The sequence below is a fragment of the Tardiphaga robiniae genome (genome assembly GCF_013359755.1).
GTDB lineage: Bacteria > Pseudomonadota > Alphaproteobacteria > Rhizobiales > Xanthobacteraceae > Tardiphaga > Tardiphaga robiniae.
In genome coordinates, this window is sequence record NZ_JABMCJ010000085.1 from 61,998 (window position 1) to 79,250 (window position 17,253).

13 protein-coding genes and 1 pseudogene are annotated in these 17,253 nt (G+C 57.8%); 9 read left to right on the forward strand and 5 right to left on the reverse strand.

Translation table 11 applies throughout. The annotated features are described in order from the left end of the window. Window positions 1-119 precede the first annotated feature (119 nt). The 5 genes from HP556_RS15905 to HP556_RS15925 all read left to right on the forward strand — a co-directional run bounded on the left by HP556_RS15905 (window position 120) and on the right by HP556_RS15925 (window position 5,421). Window positions 120-827 (forward strand): GntR family transcriptional regulator, encoded by a 708-nt coding sequence (locus HP556_RS15905; RefSeq protein WP_175367698.1) that lies wholly within the window; start codon window positions 120-122, stop codon window positions 825-827. A gap of 352 nt (window positions 828-1,179) precedes the next feature. Then, window positions 1,180-2,484 carry an ABC transporter substrate-binding protein gene (locus HP556_RS15910; RefSeq protein WP_175367699.1) on the forward strand — a complete coding sequence of 435 codons (1,305 nt, stop codon included), beginning with the start codon at window positions 1,180-1,182 and terminating at the stop codon, window positions 2,482-2,484. A 27-nt stretch (window positions 2,485-2,511) separates the two neighbouring features. Then, on the forward strand, window positions 2,512-3,486 hold the full coding sequence (locus HP556_RS15915) for a carbohydrate ABC transporter permease (protein WP_175367700.1): 975 nt from the start codon (window positions 2,512-2,514) through the stop codon (window positions 3,484-3,486). Further along, window positions 3,483-4,322 (forward strand): carbohydrate ABC transporter permease, encoded by an 840-nt coding sequence (locus HP556_RS15920; protein WP_210269209.1) that lies wholly within the window; start codon window positions 3,483-3,485, stop codon window positions 4,320-4,322. Before HP556_RS15915 ends, HP556_RS15920 begins: the two co-directional genes overlap by 4 nt. Window positions 4,323-4,326: 4 nt before the next feature. Next, a complete protein-coding gene (locus HP556_RS15925) occupies window positions 4,327-5,421 on the forward strand; it encodes an ABC transporter ATP-binding protein (RefSeq protein ID WP_175367702.1) in 1,095 nt (364 codons plus the stop codon). A gap of 596 nt (window positions 5,422-6,017) precedes the next feature. On the opposite strand, the gene HP556_RS15935 is transcribed toward HP556_RS15925, so the two are convergent. Then, window positions 6,018-6,650, reverse strand: coding sequence for a TetR/AcrR family transcriptional regulator (locus tag HP556_RS15935; RefSeq protein WP_175367704.1), 633 nt, complete (start codon window positions 6,648-6,650; stop codon window positions 6,018-6,020). Between the two features lie 173 nt (window positions 6,651-6,823). Here HP556_RS15935 and HP556_RS15940 point away from each other — a divergent pair, with 173 nt between their 5' ends. The 3 genes from HP556_RS15940 to HP556_RS15950 are packed head-to-tail and all read left to right on the forward strand — an operon-like array spanning window position 6,824 to window position 10,192. Next, window positions 6,824-7,996, forward strand: coding sequence for an ABC transporter substrate-binding protein (locus tag HP556_RS15940; protein WP_175367705.1), 1,173 nt, complete (start codon window positions 6,824-6,826; stop codon window positions 7,994-7,996). Window positions 7,997-8,046: 50 nt separating this feature from the next. Next, complete coding sequence (locus HP556_RS15945) at window positions 8,047-9,621, forward strand: linalool dehydratase/isomerase domain-containing protein (RefSeq protein ID WP_175367706.1); 1,575 nt, start codon at window positions 8,047-8,049, stop codon at window positions 9,619-9,621. A gap of 4 nt (window positions 9,622-9,625) precedes the next feature. Beyond that, complete coding sequence (locus HP556_RS15950; protein WP_246297758.1) at window positions 9,626-10,192, forward strand: SCO family protein; 567 nt, start codon at window positions 9,626-9,628, stop codon at window positions 10,190-10,192. Window positions 10,193-10,234: 42 nt separating this feature from the next. Here HP556_RS15950 and HP556_RS30395 read toward each other — a convergent pair. Together HP556_RS30395 and HP556_RS15955 are read right to left on the reverse strand one after the other, a co-directional pair. Further along, a pseudogene (locus HP556_RS30395) lies at window positions 10,235-10,546 on the reverse strand (NAD(P)H-dependent oxidoreductase); the annotation flags it as partial. Between the two features lie 83 nt (window positions 10,547-10,629). Continuing rightward, window positions 10,630-11,565: an alpha/beta hydrolase gene (locus tag HP556_RS15955; RefSeq protein ID WP_175367707.1), complete on the reverse strand. Its 936-nt coding sequence runs from the start codon at window positions 11,563-11,565 to the stop codon at window positions 10,630-10,632. A gap of 97 nt (window positions 11,566-11,662) precedes the next feature. Between HP556_RS15955 and HP556_RS15960 the strand changes: the two genes are divergently transcribed. Beyond that, on the forward strand, window positions 11,663-12,550 hold the full coding sequence (locus tag HP556_RS15960) for a LysR family transcriptional regulator (RefSeq protein ID WP_175367708.1): 888 nt from the start codon (window positions 11,663-11,665) through the stop codon (window positions 12,548-12,550). A 698-nt stretch (window positions 12,551-13,248) separates the two neighbouring features. On the opposite strand, the gene HP556_RS15965 is transcribed toward HP556_RS15960, so the two are convergent. Together HP556_RS15965 and HP556_RS15970 are read right to left on the reverse strand one after the other, a co-directional pair. Further along, complete coding sequence (locus HP556_RS15965) at window positions 13,249-15,567, reverse strand: LamG domain-containing protein (RefSeq protein WP_175367709.1); 2,319 nt, start codon at window positions 15,565-15,567, stop codon at window positions 13,249-13,251. A 36-nt stretch (window positions 15,568-15,603) separates the two neighbouring features. Next, complete coding sequence (locus HP556_RS15970) at window positions 15,604-17,253, reverse strand: branched-chain amino acid ABC transporter permease (protein WP_175367710.1); 1,650 nt, start codon at window positions 17,251-17,253, stop codon at window positions 15,604-15,606.

The following is a 17,253-nucleotide window of genomic DNA, read 5'->3' on the forward strand; positions in this document are numbered from 1 at the left end:
TTCGCCGCTTCTAGCCACCTTCGGCTTGGCCAAGCGGCGTGATCGCGAGTGTGCTATTCTTAAATGGTTAAAGTCCACCGCCGGTCGAATCATAGCGGTGCCATGGGAGCTGCACCGTAATGTCAATGCAATCAGATACCCCCATCGACTTGCGCCCGACTTGGGATTCCAAGCTTACGAAGGAAAACCTGAGTGAACTAGCCTATGTGGCGTTGCGCGAGGCTTTGATGCGGGGGAATCTGCTTCCGGGAGAGCGGTTGTTGCTGCGTCCCATGTCGAAGCGTTTCGGCATCAGCGCGACGCCGATGCGTGAAGCGTTCTTGCGGTTAGTCTCGATAAACGCTCTTCGACTCGATGCCCGGGGCACGGTGTACGTGCCGACCCTTTCGCGTGCCGAGTTGATTGAAATTCGGAACATCCGGATGGATCTGGAGGGTAGGGGGGCTGCTGAAGCTGCGCGAATTGCAACCGCAACGGAGATTGACGCCTTAGAAGCGATCCATGCCAGAATTTCGGCTTGTCATAAGACAGAGTCTTTTGCTGAAGCTGTAGAATACAACACTCAGTTTCATGTTGAACTATGCCGAATGGCTCGGCTGCCGATCCTCCAGGATATCATTGAAAATCTTTGGGTCCGCTGTGGTCCGATTTTATCTCACCTCTACGACGGCGGCTTACCGGACTGGAACCCACATCCGCACGAAAACGTGCTGCTTACGCTCCGTTCGCGAGATCCTGAAGGATGTAGAGCAGCGATTCAGAAAGACATCGAGAACAGTGGGCACGGACTTCTGCAATACGTATCCAATGCTGACTCCGCTTCCTGAACTTTTGCGTTCGGTTTGCTGAAGAGCCAAGCCTAACGCCGCCCCGCGATCTGTTGCGCAAAGGGAAAGCACCGGCAAAGCCACCGTTTTTCTCTGCGCGGAACCATGATCAGGCGTGAGCGATCGACGTAAATCGTCCGTATCGCGTCCCGAACTGACAGAAGCGCACGCAGATATGCAGCATTCCCCGGAATGTAGTGCCGCCGACTAGCCATCCCGCCAAAACCGCCGAACTCAGTAGGTAGCAATTGACATGACGTAACTTATGTTTTATTTGTTATAACACATAACGTGGACTGAGGTCGTATTGGCTCGCAGGTCCCACAAAAACATTCAGAGGGAGGGTATATCAATGGATCGTCGTCAATTTTTACAGTCCTCTGCCGCCGCTGCTGGACTATTGGCGTGGGGCACTGAGACGGTTTCAGCCCAGCAAGCTGCCTTGCGTTTTTCGACGCCCGAAGCAGATCCGCAGCAAATCAAGACCTGGGAAGCCATTTTCGCAGACTTCAAAACAGCGAAAGGCATCGAGACCAAGGGTGAGTATGGGCTCTGGGATGATCTCGTAAAAAAAATCTCATCTGATCTCGTGGCCGGCACGCCCCCTGACATCATCGCTGGAGGAAGCAAGCCTGGATTCGTGCAGGATCTGGCAAAGCGTGGACTTACGGTTGACCTGCGCGAGTTGGTTGACGAAATCGGGCGTTCAGATTTCGATCCTGCCGCGCTCGCGCAGTGGCAGTACAAAGGTCAACAAGTCGCTATTCCCTATGGACGTCAAACGTGCGTGCTCTGGTGTCGCACCGACTTGTTTGCCGAGGCCGGAATTAGCAAGCTCCCGGTTACGTGGGACGACTACATGGCCGCAGCAGAAAAACTGCATAAGCCTGAGAAGGGCATTTACGGTGCTGTGTTTCCTGCCGGCCGTACTTGGAATACCCACATCCAATTTATAGGCCACATGTGGAGCGCTGGCGGTTTCTTCTTCAACGAGAAGCTTGAGGTGGTGCTTGACAGTCCTGAAACGGTACGCGCGGCCAAATACTATACGGAGATGGTCAAGCGCTTCTCGCCACCCGACGCCACAACCTATGGATTTCGGGAGGCGGCCGCTGCCTACACAACCGGTAAAGCTGCAACGACGTTCTACTTCGGGCGTGTTCTGACTCATCTTTATCAGCAAAATCCGGCCCTGTTAAAGGTTAGTGAGACGGTCCACATTCCTCGGGACAAGCAAAACCGAGTCTGGGATGGTCAAGACGAATTTGTTGTTATGAAAACTCCAAAATCGTCTCGGTCGATCGATCTGGTCCGGTTTATCATGTCAGATCCGAACCAGCTTTACCGCGTATTCGGCCCGGTGATCAGCCATGTGGTTCCCACGCGCAAGTCGGTGGTACCGAAACTCCAAGAACACGAATGGGTTCGTGACAATCCAAAGATCGTTAATACACTTATTCAGCCGCATGATTATGCGGTTTCCGATGTTCTCGAGAGCAGCAAGCACCCATTCAACTACAAAATGGATGCGATGATATCCAAGAACGTGTTGCCTGACATGATCCAGCGGATCGTCGTCGGTGGGGATTCAGTCGAGAAGGCCGTGTCTGCTGCGCACAAGACCGCAGTCGAGATCGCAAAAGACATCAAATCCTAATTCGCGTCGCAAAGAGGCAGAGTAAGCATGACGCGAATTTATGATCGAAACGTAGCCGAACCGGCAGAGGAGCACCGTGCGTCACCGAGAGCTGTTGGCGGAGTTGGCCCAACGATAATCCCGGACCGCTGGCTCGGTGCGGCAATGTTAGCGCCGAGCGTGTTGGTCTTTCTCGCACTGTTGATCTTCCCGTTGGGGTACGGAATTTACACAAGTTTCTTCCGGATCGACACGCTTGATCTTTCTACCGGCGGGACATTTGTCGGCTTTGAAAATTACCTATGGCTGCTCGGAAACGAGCAGTTCTGGCACGCGCTCAAAACGTCGACAATGTTTTCAGTTGTCGTCGTCTCGCTACAAATCGTTCTCGGGACGGCTGTCGCGCTGCTTCTCAATTCGTCATTCAAAGGGCGCACACTAGTTCGTGGTCTGATTTTGTTTCCATACATGATGCCCGTTGTTGCCGTGGTGTTGGTGTGGCTGCTTTTGTACAATGCAATCTTTGGCGTCATTAATTACCTGATCTTTTCGGTCGGATTTATTCCGCGCGTTGACAGTATTGCCTGGCTCGCCAATCCGACGAGTGCCTTCATCGGCGTGGTGCTGGTCGCCGTCTGGAAATATTTTCCGTTTGTAGTCGTGATCGTTCTGGCGCGACTGCAGGTCATTCCGCAAGATCTATACGAGGCTGCCAAGATCGACGGGGCCGGTCCCATAAGCCGGTTCTTCGACATCACGCTGCGCGAACTGCGCGATGTTCTTCTCGTCGTTGCGCTGTTGCGGACGATCTTCATTTTCAACAATTTTGAGATTGTCTACCTGATGACGCATGGCGGACCGATGCAGGCCACGTTAACGCTCCCGATCCTGGTGTATGAAACTGCATTGGATGGTGACCGCTCCTTCGGCAGAGGTTCTGCGATCGCCGTAGTAATGTTCGCCATACTTATGTGTGTCATGACGGTCTACTTCCGCTTTCTCCGCAAGGAGGACCAAAAATGATATCTCTGTCGATGCGAAAGAGGTTCACGTCAGTACGGACCTACTTGCTTGTTGCGCTTCTTCTTATGTTTGTTGGCTTTCCGCTTTACTGGATGCTGATGAGCTCCTTGAAAAATTCGTCCGATATCGTTCGCCTGCCGCCGGTATGGTGGCCTCTCCCCACTTGGGAACATTATGATGAGCTTTTCTCGGTAACAAAGTTTGGCCGTTGGTTCCTCAACAGCCTGATAGTCTGTTCAATGTCCACCGTGATTGCTGTGTTTTTGGGAGTCATTGGGGCGTACTCTCTGGTGCGGCTCAAGGTTCCTGGAAAAGAAGTGCTCGCTCGCTCCGTGCTGCTCGCCTACATGTTCCCTGGCGTTCTTCTGGTGATACCCCTCGTGCTGGTGTTTTCGCACTTGGGGCTGATCAACTCCCAATTCGGGTTGTCGTTGGCATACCTCACGTTTGCCTTGCCCTTTGTTATGTGGGTGATGCGAGATTTCTTCGGATCGGTACCGGTTGATCTGGAGGAGGCGGCAATGATTGACGGTGCTTCGCGGCTGGAGGCTCTTCGCGACGTCGTCATACCTCAGGCGTATCCTGGCATTATCGCTACTTCAATTTTCGCTTTCCTCTTTGCGTGGAACGAATACCTGTTCTCCGCGATTCTGGTGCGAGACCATGATTTGATGACGCTCCCGCCCGCGATGGCCAATTTTGCATCGGCTATGGATACTCGTTGGGGGTTGGTGATGGCAGCATCCACTGTTGCAACGCTACCGATGGCAATGGCATTCGCCTTTCTTCAGAAATATCTCGTTACCGGCATTGGTGCTGGTGGTGTCAAAGGGTAGTAACATGGCTAGCGTGAAGTTTGATAAGCTGCGCAAGGTTTATGGCAAGGACGTAGTCGCCGTCGCGGGGCTAGACTTCGAAATTCCTGATGGCCTTTTCGTGTCATTGGTAGGGCCGTCGGGCTGTGGGAAGTCTACCGCGTTGCGCATGATAGCCGGACTAGAAGAACCGACATCTGGCCGCCTGATCTTTGGGGATCAGGATGTAACAGACCGGGAGCCACGCAATCGCGATATCGCGATGGTGTTTCAGTCTTATGCGCTTTATCCCCACATGACCGTAAGCGAGAATCTTCAGTACGGTCTCAAGAAGCGCGGCGTTTCATCGGAAGAAAGGTCGATCAGTGTAAAGCGCATCGCGCATATGCTGCATATCGAGACGTTTCTTGACCGTAAGCCCAGGCAACTTTCAGGTGGTCAGCGTCAGCGAGTGGCCCTTGGCCGTGCGCTCATTCGTGACCCGGAGGTTTTCTTGCTCGACGAACCTTTGTCGAACCTGGACGCTAAGCTGCGAGTTCACATGCGCGCCGAACTGGCAACGCTTCACCAGCGGCTGCGCAAGACGATGATCTATGTGACACACGATCAGTTAGAGGCGATGACGCTTTCAGATCGAATCGTTGTAATGAACCACGGTGTGGTTCAACAGATTGGAAGTCCGGCCGAGATATACAATTCCCCGTCAAACCGCTTTGTGGCCGAGTTCATGGGCACACCGTCTATGAACATGATACCGTGTACGCTGAAGCAGGAGAACGGTGAACCTCGCTTGATCGCCAAAAACCTGTCGATCCCGTTGTCTAAGCAAGTCGCCTCTCTCGCCAGTCGTACTGAAGTCGCGCTTGGTGTTCGTTCTGAGGATTTTGAAATTGGTGCACCGGGTATCGTTGGAGGGGTGGATGCCCGCGTCCTGGTTGCGGAATTAACTGGAGCTGAGAAATACATATATCTCGAACTAGCTGACGCTAAAGTTATTGCGCGGGCACCGGCTGACTCGCCTATCTGTGCCGGAGATAACGTGTCTCTATCATTCAAACCGCACCAGATGCACGTGTTTGATGGTCGGGGAGACGAGGCGGCAGCGTTGCGAGCGGCGTAATGGCCACATGGAATTAGGGGCAAGGGAAAAACGACGCGGTTGTTGGCGAGTCTAACCAGACGCTGGTCACCATGCTGAAATGGGACTCTCTGCCGGATCGCGACCGGAAATGGTCAGCTTTCCAGCGCGATCCCAATTGGGTCTTGAAGCGAACGGAAAGCGGGCAGCGGGGCAGATCGTGCAGAACATCCGCAGCAGCATCCTCGCGCGCGTTGAGATGCAGTAGTGATGGGCGGTGGCAGCTGAAACAACGCACCCTGATCACCCATCCGATTGTGTGAAGGGAAATAGATGAAGTCCATTTCGGGCCGAACGGCAGTCTGGGCGATACTGGCTGATCCGATCGTAAAACCCTTCAGATTTTGAAGGGTCCGCAAACCAACTACGGCGTCGTTGAATCTGTCCAAGCTAGGTACAACGGCACCATAACGCCATCGACGTCACGTTTCCGCTGATCTCCTTGACTACCGCCATGGCGTCCTCCTTCAATATTGAAATGCGCTAGTGGGATTTTGCGCTTTGTCCGGAACCGAAGCCGGTCAGGGCTCGGACCTGAAGTATGGTGAAACGTTCTTCGCTGGTCGATTCCCTCGCGGTCAGCGCGGTGCCGAGCCAACCGGCGAAGAATCCGGTCGGAATACTGATGATGCCGGACCGCCGTCGGGCAGAGGTGCTGCGCTAAGGCGCCTCGCCTCGCTGCTGGCGACGCCGAGCGCGAGCAGCAGCATGCGGCACAGTGAGTCTGCGTAAGTCGCATCCCTCTCCTCCTCAAGCAGCGCCCGCAGCCCGCCTCTCATCGTCCCGACGACAAGATCCACGGCCGCCTTCTCGTCATCGTATTTGAAACGCCCGGTCCGCTTTGCTTCCCGGAGGTCTGGCACCGGGTAGGCGCGAAGGTCTTCCGTCAGCGTCGCTTCGCTCGCAGAAAGAGCGACGACCAGCCACCCCCATGTCGAATCTCCGAGAGCCCGCCTGAGGACCATTCGGGACGTCGCCGCGAACCGCGCCGCAGGGCATTCAATCCGGCCTGCGATTGTCCCGATATCACGGAACGGATCCCTACCTGCGATGCGCCACAATTCATCGAGCAGCGCCTGACGGCTTTCGAAATGATTGTAGAACGTGCCGCGCGAAGCGCCAGCGGCGATGATGAAATCGTCGATTGTGGTGCGATCTGTACCGTTCCGGCCGATCACTTGGGCGGCCGCCTGCAGAATGCGGGCGCGCATGCGAAGGCGACGGCTCGCGCCGATCTCGTCCCTCCGAAGCGCCCGGGACGGTGTTGACCTAAGCCCCTTCGCCGCAATCTTTGAATTGGGCATAATCAATCCATATTGACATTACATGACCATTTTGAGCAGATATCTGTCTAAATCAAGAGCAATCTAAACGGGAAACGAAAATGCCCATCAAGGTGCGATATGTGATCGCGGCAACCGGCTTGATCCTGGCGGTGAATACGCCGGTCTGCGCGCATGCGGAAGACGCCTTGAAGATCGGATTGATCGCGCCGATGACGGGTATTGCCGCATCAACCGGTCGGCAGATCGACAATGCCGTCAGGCTCTACATGCGTCAGCACGGCGACACGGTTGCCGGACGGAAGATCGAGATCATCCTGCGCGACGATGCCGCGATCGCGGAAAACACCAGACGCGTCGCACAAGAACTCATCGTCAATGACAAGGTCGATATTCTCGCCGGCTTCGGCCTTACGCCCGGCACCCTCGCTACCGCCCCGCTCGCGACTCAGGCGAAGATTCCCATGGTTGTGATGGCGGCCGGAACATCCATCATCACCGATAAATCTTCCTACATCGTCCGCACGAGCTTCACGTTGCCGCAGTCGGCATCTGTGATCGGCGCCTGGGCGTCAAGGAACGGCATCAAGACTGCCACCGCTATGATCTCCGACTACGCGCCAGGAGTGGACGCGCTTACCTTTTTCAAGAAAGGTTTCGAAGCTGGCGGCGGGAGGATGATCGAGGAAGTCAGGGTCCCGATGAGCAACCCTGACTTTGCACCGTTTCTGCAGCGCATGAAAGATGCCAAGCCCGACGCCATTTTCGTCTTTGTACCTGCCGGACAGGGCGGAGCATTCATGAAGCAATATGTCGAACGCGGGCTCAATAGCTCGGGGATCAAGGTGATCGGAACAGGCGACATCATGGACGACGATCTGCTTGCCGACATGGGGGATGCCACCCTGGGCATGGTGACCGCGCACATCTACTCCGCCGCGCACCCTTCCGCGAAGAACGAGGAATTCGTCGCTGCCTACCGACAGGCATTTAAGGCGCGTCCCGGCTTCATGGCGGTCGGCGCCTACGACGGAATGCACCTCATCTACGAGGCACTTAAAAAAACCGGCGGCGCGAGCGGCGCCGCTCTGGTGACGGCGATGAAAGGGATGGCCTGGGAAAGCCCGCGTGGGCCGGTCGCGATCGATCCGGACACGCGCGACATCGTGCAAAACGTTTACGTCCGTAAGGTCGAGAAGGTGAACGGAGAGCCGTACAATGTGGAATTCGACGTTGTGCAGGCCGTCAAGGATCCCGGCAAAAACAAGGACTAACAGGCCGTCACGGAGCGGCGCCGCCGGCGGCAGCAATTGAGGACGAATCGATGACCAACCCTGCCGAACCCTGCCGAAACGGTGGCTCCTGCTATCCGTCGACAGGCCTGGACCGCCTCCAAGTCGGTCATCTCCGGCATTTCGCGAATCTGTCCCGTCAGCCGCCGAACCAATGGGATTTGATGAAGGGCAAGGGATACGGGCAGGAAGATTTCGGCGGATACCGTTTCCAGCTGGCCTATATGGCCTATGCGCTTGCCCTTACTCACCGGCACAGGCTGCCGGCCGCTCCAGGCGTGTTCAAGCCGATCTTCGAACGGTTGATCGGCAAGATGCTGCTGCCCGAAGTGTGGATGTACTGGCGCGATGTCAGCCGGGGCGGCAGCATCTTCAACGCGCATCTCAGTCCCGGATATGTCGAGCAATGGGACCCGGTGATCCGAGATAACATCATGTACAGCGCATACCTTCAGTCGACGGCGCTGATGTACCACTATCTGTTCGACGACGCCCGCTACGCGCAGCCCGGCGCGCTTGCGCTTCGGTTCTGGTCGTATTTCTGGGGCGGCGAGGAGAAGCGCTTCGTCTATGACGAGAAATCGCTCAACACGCATATTTACTGGCAGATGGTCGAAAGCGGATATCTGGGGGTCGCCTGCGAACCGAACTGCACGTTCCAGATTTGCAATCAGCCGGCGATCCTCGGCTTCCGACTCCATGATTTCGTCTACGGCGGATCGATCGCAACCGATGTCGTCAGTGGATACGAACAAGCCTGGAGGGATTTCGGGCGGATCGGCGACAACGGCCATTACAACATCATGCTTGCTCAAGATACTAAATCCGTGCGGCCGAACGTCGGCAAGGCGGCTTGGGCCGACGCATGGTGCGGAACGCTGATGAATATGTGGAACCGGGATTTCGTCCACGCGCACTACGCCGGGCAGGCAAAGGATTTCCTGAAGCCGGGGCCTGATGGCACGCTCTCGGTGATTGCAGGTGAACGCCCCCTCGTCATGGGACAGACCATCGTCAGCGACAGCTGCGATTTTGGATGGATGGCCGCATGGGCTTCCGAGATGGGCGACAACGCAACGCTTTGCGGTCTGTTCAAGCACGCCGAACGGCACATGTCGCCACGTTGGAGTGACGGGGGTCTGTATTACCCGCGCAACGACAACGCGACGGACGCGGACGGAAACGCCACGATGATCGAGCCGATGTCTGGCAACGTGCTGATGGGATACGCAAGGCTCAACGTTCCCGACGGCCTGTGGCGATTCTACAACGAACCTTGGAACGCGTCGCGCTTCGCCGAGCCCGCCTTGACGCGCGTATCGGACGACCTCGACGTATCGAAGGCCTGGTTCGACGCGACCGCCAACCGGCTGGAGTTTGCACTGGACGGACGGGGCATCGCTTCCGACGGTGCGGTGGTGCTCGGCAATTTGCGATCGCGGGGACGCTGGATCATGCATCGGGACGGCGCAGAGATCGCGCGCGGAAACGCGAACATTTCGGAATACACGGTCGGCGACGTGGAGCTGCGGCAATCCGAAGACGGACTCTTGCTCAGACATGTCGATCCGCGACCTGCGGCTTATGCCATGACTTTCGAGGCGTGATCGCATGACCGTACCCATGTTCTCCGAAATGCCGATGGTCAACGGCACCTTCCATTTGACGGATCACAACGATCGCAAGGTTAACACCGAAACCTTCCGTGGCAGCTTTGTGCTCGTCTTCTTTGGCTTTACGCATTGCCAGGTCGTATGCCCGCGGGCCCTTACAAAGCTCTCAGCTGCACTAGATGCGATTGGCGACGCCCCGATACCGGTAACGGGGTTGTACATCACGGTCGATCCGGCTCGAGACAGTCCGCAGGTCATGCGCGACTTCCTGCGGTCCTATCCTCGCTTTCTCGGATTGACGGGGTCGCAGACAGAAATAGAGAACGCTAAAAGGAGTTTTCGCGTTTTCGCCACGCGCAGCGCTTCGTCACTCGACGACGGAGGCTACGACGTGCCCCATACCGCGTTCACATATCTATTGGACCCCGCAGGACAGTTCATCGCGCACTTCGGCGACGCAATCAGCTTGAGCGAACTGGTCGAGCGGCTTAGGCGATGTTTCATCAGCAGCAGTGCGACTGGAAAAACGATCAATGACCGATTGCCCGCGCATGGCGGATGCTGAATTCCGGACGAAGCGCTTTGCCTTGTTGGAATCCAGATAGCCGCGTTTGGCGTAGGTAGCGCCGCCGGCTCCGCCCAGTGCGATCAGTTGCACCTTCAGTCGACCGAGCTTCTTGACGAGGCCGTTGTCAGCGTCCTCCTGGAAGGCCCATCCGGAGATGAACACCCGGTCAATCCAGCCTTTGAGCTGCGCTGGCCACCAATACACCGGATAGACCAGGATCAGATGATTGGCTCGGTCAAGGGCGATGTAATCAGCGATGCTGCTTACGGCGGCGGCGACGCGAGCGAGCGGCAGTTTACACGCGAGTATGGCGGCATGTTTGGGAAACCCCCAGCACGCGATATCCGGCAGGCGCGCGCCCTGACGGACGCTGCCGCATAGTTGCTAACCAAAGAAATGCGCCACGCCTGATCAATGCGTGGCGCGTTGCTTACCTATCTGGCGGAAGCCGTCTTGACGGCCTGATCCAGGAAGGCCGTCGCATTTGCGATCGCTTCACGACCTTCGGCCAGCTCGGCATGAAACATATGCCAGACGTGGAACATGCCCGGCCACACCTCCAGCGAGACACGGACCCGATTCTCACCCAAATGCGACGCGAGACGAATGGCGTCGCTCAACATCAGTTCACCTTCGCCGATCTGTACCAGGATCGGCGGCAGGCCACGGACATCGGCAAAGACCGGTGACGCCTCGGGGCTGCTCGGCAGCGCACCACCCAGAAACGTCCTAGCCATTAGGTCGAGGCCGGCTTTGGTGTTCAATCTGTCCAGTCCCTCGCGATTGAACATCGAGGCGCCGGTATGCTCGAGGTTCGCCCAAGGCGAGAGCGCAGCCCCGCCAACTGGTAGTGGTACGCCGGCATTGCGCGCCATGACCATCACCGAGACGACCATTGCCCCGCCCGCGGAGTCCCCGGCGAACGTCACCGATTTCGGATTCTGCCCCTGGTCGATCAGCCAACGGTAGGCTGCAAACGTATCTTCGATCGGAACGGGGAATGCATGCTCCGGCGCCAGTCGGTAGTCCGGCAGGTAGACACGCGCCTTCAGCGCCTTTGCGAACGCCGCAGCCAGCCCGTGATAGCCGCCCGGCCCACCGACGATGTACGCACCGCCGTGGATGTAGAAGAGTACGCGGTCGCCCTCGACGTCTTCTGGGGTGACGACCGTCGCAGGTACGCCGCCCATATCGACCTGCTCGACACGCACGTCGGCTGGCGTCGGATGCTCGGCCATCTTGCGGACGTAGGATTGGCGGATTTCGTCGATCGTCACATCCGTGTTTTCGCCGAGGATGACGGGACCGAGGTCTTGCAGGCTTTCAGCCCATTGGTTGAGACGATGCGTCACCATGTCGTTGAAGGCCATTTCATTTGCTCCTGATGCCGGTAACCTGTTCATATCCTCGATATAGTTCATCGATTGGCGAACGGGCGTCGACACTGCGAAGGAGCTGGAGCGCCTCATGGCACCGGGAAATATCAACGACATCGTCGCCTTCGTTGCGGTAGCCGAAGCGGGAAGCTTCGTAGGGGCAGCACGCGCGCGCTCGATGACGCGATCGGGCATCGCCAAGAGCGTCGCCCGCCTGGAGGATCGGTTGGGCGTCCGGCTGTTCCACCGGACGACGCGCAGCCTCGGGCTGACCGATGACGGCCTTGTCTTCCTCGATCGCTGCACGCAGATTCTCGCCGACCTTGAAGAGGCCGAATTATCGATGTCCGATGGGGGCGGAGAGCCGCGGGGTCTGTTTCGGATGACCGCGCCGATGACGTTCGGACGCGTCATGGTCCTGCCGCTGCTAAACGATTTTCTCGCATCGTGGCCCAAGCTCAAGGCGGATGTGAGCTTCACGGACCGGGTCAGCGACATCATCGAAGACGGTATCGATCTCGCAATACGAATTGGTGAGACCCGCGAAAACAGCAGCCTCATCATCAGGACGTTGACCCATCAGCACGACCTGATCGTCGCGAACCCCGCCTATCTGTCGGTCAATCCGGCACCGCAGCATCCCGACGATCTACTGGGCCACACTTGCCTGAATTACGTGAGCGCCGGCCAGAAGCGCGCTTGGCGTTTCGCGATCGAAGGCAAGACCGTCCTGGTCAAACCGCGAGCGCGCCTCTCGCTCGACAGCGGAGAAGCGCTCCGCGATGCGGCGATCTCGGGAGCAGGATTGGCGTTCCTGCCCAGCTACGTCGTCGACCGCGACTTGGCCGACGGCCGCCTCGTCGCGCTGTTGACGGATTATGCCGCCCCCCCGGTACCGATCAGCGTGATCTATCCAAGTCGTCGCCACCTCTCTCCGAAGGTCCGTCGCTTCATCGATCTACTGATCCAGAATATCTAATTGGTTTCAGAGCATCGCGGCGGCCTTCACGACCGTCTTTTGCGTCAGAAGCAGCCGTTCCGCTGTTCATCAGACCCGGCCATTCTCGAAAAGGCATCCTTTTTCGAGAAAGCCGGCGACGCTCGACAACGGCAACCATGGCCACCTGCGTTCCTAAAAAACCGCCTGGGCCTCCACCCCAACTCCGCCATTCAGCAAATGGCCAACCGTAGATGAACTGCGCTAACTTGCGCCGTCAATAGGTCCGCACACCTGATCGCGAACACCGCAATGCTCTATTAACCGATGCTAGAGGCGGCATTAGAGGGCTATAGCATAGACGTAGTGCTCATCAACTTCGGGCACGGCCCGCCAAACTCAATTGAAATCATTGGATTTTTTAAGATTTCGAGGCTGTATCCCTGCCTAGAACCCTACCGCGGAAAAAGCAACTTAAACCCGCGCCCTGCAAAAGGCCTGTAGGAAGCCCGTACAGCGCGCCGCCAGCGGGTTGGGGCGATGCAGCGCGACGGTCGGAATAACGCGCCCTTGGCGGCCGGGTGGCGGCCCGCTTGCACACGTTACGCGGTCGTCCGAAGGTCGCCGCAGTAGCATCAGCGCCGCCGGGCCATGCGGTCTAAATATCGAGCTGATGGGCCGGGTATGGGCCACTACTGAACACAGTGTTGCCCACGCCGAGAAGGCGAGGGGAGAAACCATTATCGCCACTGCTTTTCTTCCGCAGACCACGCCCAGCCTGGCAATTTACCCGGCTTGCTGAATGCCGTCACGATGTTGGCGAGCAAGCGCGAGACGTTGTTGTCGAAATTCTCGTAGGGCAACGACTGGCTGAACGCGATCGATCCGGTCGAGAAGACGGCGCCGTCTTGCGGCGACGTGAAATAGACCATGTCCGCGCGAACACGATAATCGTGAGAGCCGGACAGGCCAGGATAAGGATACAGCACCTCTTCGACGACAGTCTGATAATTGTCACTATGCCCCCCCGACGACGCAACGATGAGTGCATGCGGCGGCGTGCCGAGCGTCAGGTCGTAACGATCGATTTCAATGCCGCCAGCGGCACCTTGCGCGAGTCCGAAATCGCCGATGATCTCGCCTTCGATGCCGTCCAGTATCCATGATGCGCGACGATGCCAGCTGTCGGGCATGCGCCGGAACGGCCGCGCCGAATCGAAGCCTTCGGAAATGAAGCCGACACCGAACACCTTCTGTGGTGGGCGACCGAGATCCTTCCAAAGTCCGCTCTTCTGGCCCGTGGTAGCAAGATAATACTCGCCGGGCCGCGCCTGCCACGCCCGCATGCCGGAGTTCAGCTTGCGGACCTCCATACACCACGGATCATCGCTGTGGTAGCCGACGTTCCAATAGAAGCCGTTGCCGCCGAGATATATGAACCGTCCGCCCTGTGCGATATAATCTTCGGTTGCATCGAGCATCGTCTCGGAGACGTATTCCGGATGCGTGCCGCTGAGCACGACGTTATAAGGTTCAAGGGCTGCGAGGCCTTCGCGGTGAAGGTCTTCATCGGTCGTGACATCGTAGTCGTACCCCATATGCTCAAGCCAGGCGATGATCGACAGGTCCGCTGGAAACTGCCAGGTCACGCCCATCGACGACATGCGAGCCTTTGGCCGCATGTTCAAGATCGGGCGACGATAGGTGCTGTAACAGACGCCGGCACCGTCCGCGTGATGATCGTACAGCGACAATCCGAATTCGGCCGTCTGGTACAACTCGATATCGACCTCCGACAGGATCGGCGACTGCCCGGCGAGCGGCTGCATGATTTCGGCATCGAAACTCAGATGCTCGTTGGCGTAAGCAAGATAGCTTCCTGTCGGAACCAGAAACAATATCGATGCGGTCGGTTTCGATGCCCGGACGAAGAACACGATATATTCTTCGCGCAGGCCTTTGGCATCGCCGGTTCGCAGCCGATAGGCATAGGCCCCGCTTTTCAGGTCGGGCACCTTGATCGTTCGGGTCAGTTCCCACTTGCAATCGATGATTGCGTCGTCGTGGAATTCGATGCCGCCAAATTGCTCAGGCGCGAGACGGAAGCAATCGTCGCGACCCTGCCAGTTATATCCGGTCTGCGCGCGCACCGGACGATTGTAGCCTTCGGCATCAAGGCCGTTGGGACCGCGGTCGATGACCCGATCGCCGATTCCGCGTTCGGTATAGCCGCAAGCGGTGTCCCAATACGCTATCAAACCTTCGGCCGGTGCCGTGGCTGTGTCGCGATAGCGATCGAGTTCGTCGCGCGTCAGCACGCGTCCGAATACGGCCGGGCGATCAAGCTTGCCGTTGAGGCATTGCGTTACGAAAGTGCCGCGCAGTGTGTGACGATCCTGCGCACCCGCCATCAGGAACGGCAGATCGGGCGGATTCAGCGGACGAAAGCGCATCGTTTCGCGCACATGCGACCGGAAGTCGACATTCGCGACCTTGCTGAGCAGGCTGTTGTACCGCGTCGAGACGCCCTCCTGATACAGCGTGGCCACACCGCTGCGTGCATCGAAGGTCGCAGCAACAAAATACCAGTTGTTCCTCAGTACAGGCACTTCCGCGTCGACGTAATCAACCTCGTTGCCATCGCCAAATCCGAATTCGAGAGAGCCATCGGGGTTGAGCCAAAGGCCATAGCCGCGATTGCCGAATGCATCCCAGCGGCCGAGCAGACACTGCCGACGCCCGCCGCCCGGGTTCGTCGGGAAGATGAAGGTGCACAGGCTGAAGCTGCCATCTAGAGCGAGATGGCCGCTCGGGTCCGCAACGGTCAGAAAGGCGCCGACCTGCGTGAACTGCTTGCGGACATCCCACATACCGTCGGCGACGCAGGCTATCTCTTCCTCACGATAGCCGGGACCTGCCGGATGCGCGTCGCCGTGGATCAACCGTACCAGCTGCGCGTCTACCGATCTCGTGCCATCGGCATGGACGTAGAAACCGATATCGTCGCCCGGCTTGACCGAAATCTTGTCTGCGTATCCGAAAACTTTTTTCTCGGCCATGAGGGTAACTACTCCAAAGACATAGATGTTGTGGGGTCAGGTCTCGAGCAGATCCTGAACGCGGCGCAGGAACAGGGCGTGATAGGCCTGGTCAGGCGTCTCGTAATTGCGGTCTTCCACGACGCGTGGCGCGGTCCCGCGATGTCCCGATAAAGCGACGATGCGGTAGGCCTTGAATTCCTCGAGCACCAGGATCGCATATTTGTCGATCTGGCCCTGCCTGCGGAAATAGATCAGCAGACGTTCGAGCGCCTCGCTGTGCTGGCCGAGTGGCCGAGATTGGTGCTCGGCGATGACGGCGTCGGATACAAGGCGCTTCAGGAAGTCACGCTGCATCTTGTCGAAGCGGCGGAAGTAAACCTGGTCCTTGTCTTCCATTTCGGTCGCCTCTTCCGGTAGCATCTCTCCACCTTTCTCGGCGCGCGTTGCACGCCTCTCGCTCTTCTTCTTGTCACGCCAGGTTCGGAACTGATCCTTGATGCCGAACAGCCCACCGCGCAGAAACAGCGCCACGCTCAGCATGATCGTGCCGATCAGCACGTAGCGCAGCGGGCCGAGATCGATCAGCACGCGGTCGATGAAGACGACGATCAAGGTGCCGAGAACGGCGCCCTCGGCGCGGCCGATGCCGCCGATCACCAGCATCGCCAACGACAACAGCAAGGTGTCGAACGAGAACAGATTGGGCGATGCGCCGCCGAAATGAATGGCGTAGAACCCGCCGATAAAACCGAGTGCCGCCGACGAGGCCAGAAACACCATGATCCGCGCGCGAATGAAATCGACGCCACAGGCCTGTGCGAAGCCTTCCTTCTTCTCCTGCGCCATGCGCAGCAGACGGCCGAGACGTTTGCCGTCAATGAAACGATAGATGAAGAGCGCGAAGATCATCAGCAACACGGAGGCATAATAGCTGAACAGTAGCCGGTTGGATTGCGACAGGCCGTCGGGCAGATAGCTCGGCGCGCCATAGAGGCCGCCGGTCGCCGATCCGAGCTGACGCGACTGGACGACAAAAACGCGGCACAATTCGACGACGCCCAACGTCAGCAGCGCGTAATAGAAGCCGTCGAGCCGCATCGCCGGCAGGGCGATCATGACACCGAAGACTAGGCCGATCAGCGTTCCGGCGAATGGCAGAACCCACCATGGCAGACCCAGCATGATCGCCAGATAGGTTGCACCATAGGCCGCCGCGCCGACGACGGCATAGGTTGCCAGCGAGAAGATGCCCGCCGTGCCGACGATCAGCATCCAGCACAGATTGATCGCAGCATAGATGGCGAACACGGAAGCCGCGCTCATCACCGTATTTCGGAAACCTTCCGGAACGAAAAGCGGCATAGTAAAAAGGGCAGCCAATGCCAATGCCCACCAGATCGGCCGCTTGTCGACGATCGTCTTTTCGCGACGCATTGTTTTCAGATTATAATCGCCGTGGATGTTGAGCACGCGGCGACGCGTCGGCCAGTATCGCAGGCGCGACCACAGACGCCCGCCATGGCCGGGCCATTTATAGTAATAGCGCAGCCGTCCGACCGGATACATCTTCGGCGTGAAGCGCGTGGTCTCGTCCCACGTCACCTGATGCGAGAGGAAGGAGTTGGTGACGGCCTCGCGGCCCGGCTTCTCGGGAAATTGCGAATCGATCGGATCGATCCAGATCGGCGCGGATGAATCCGTCAT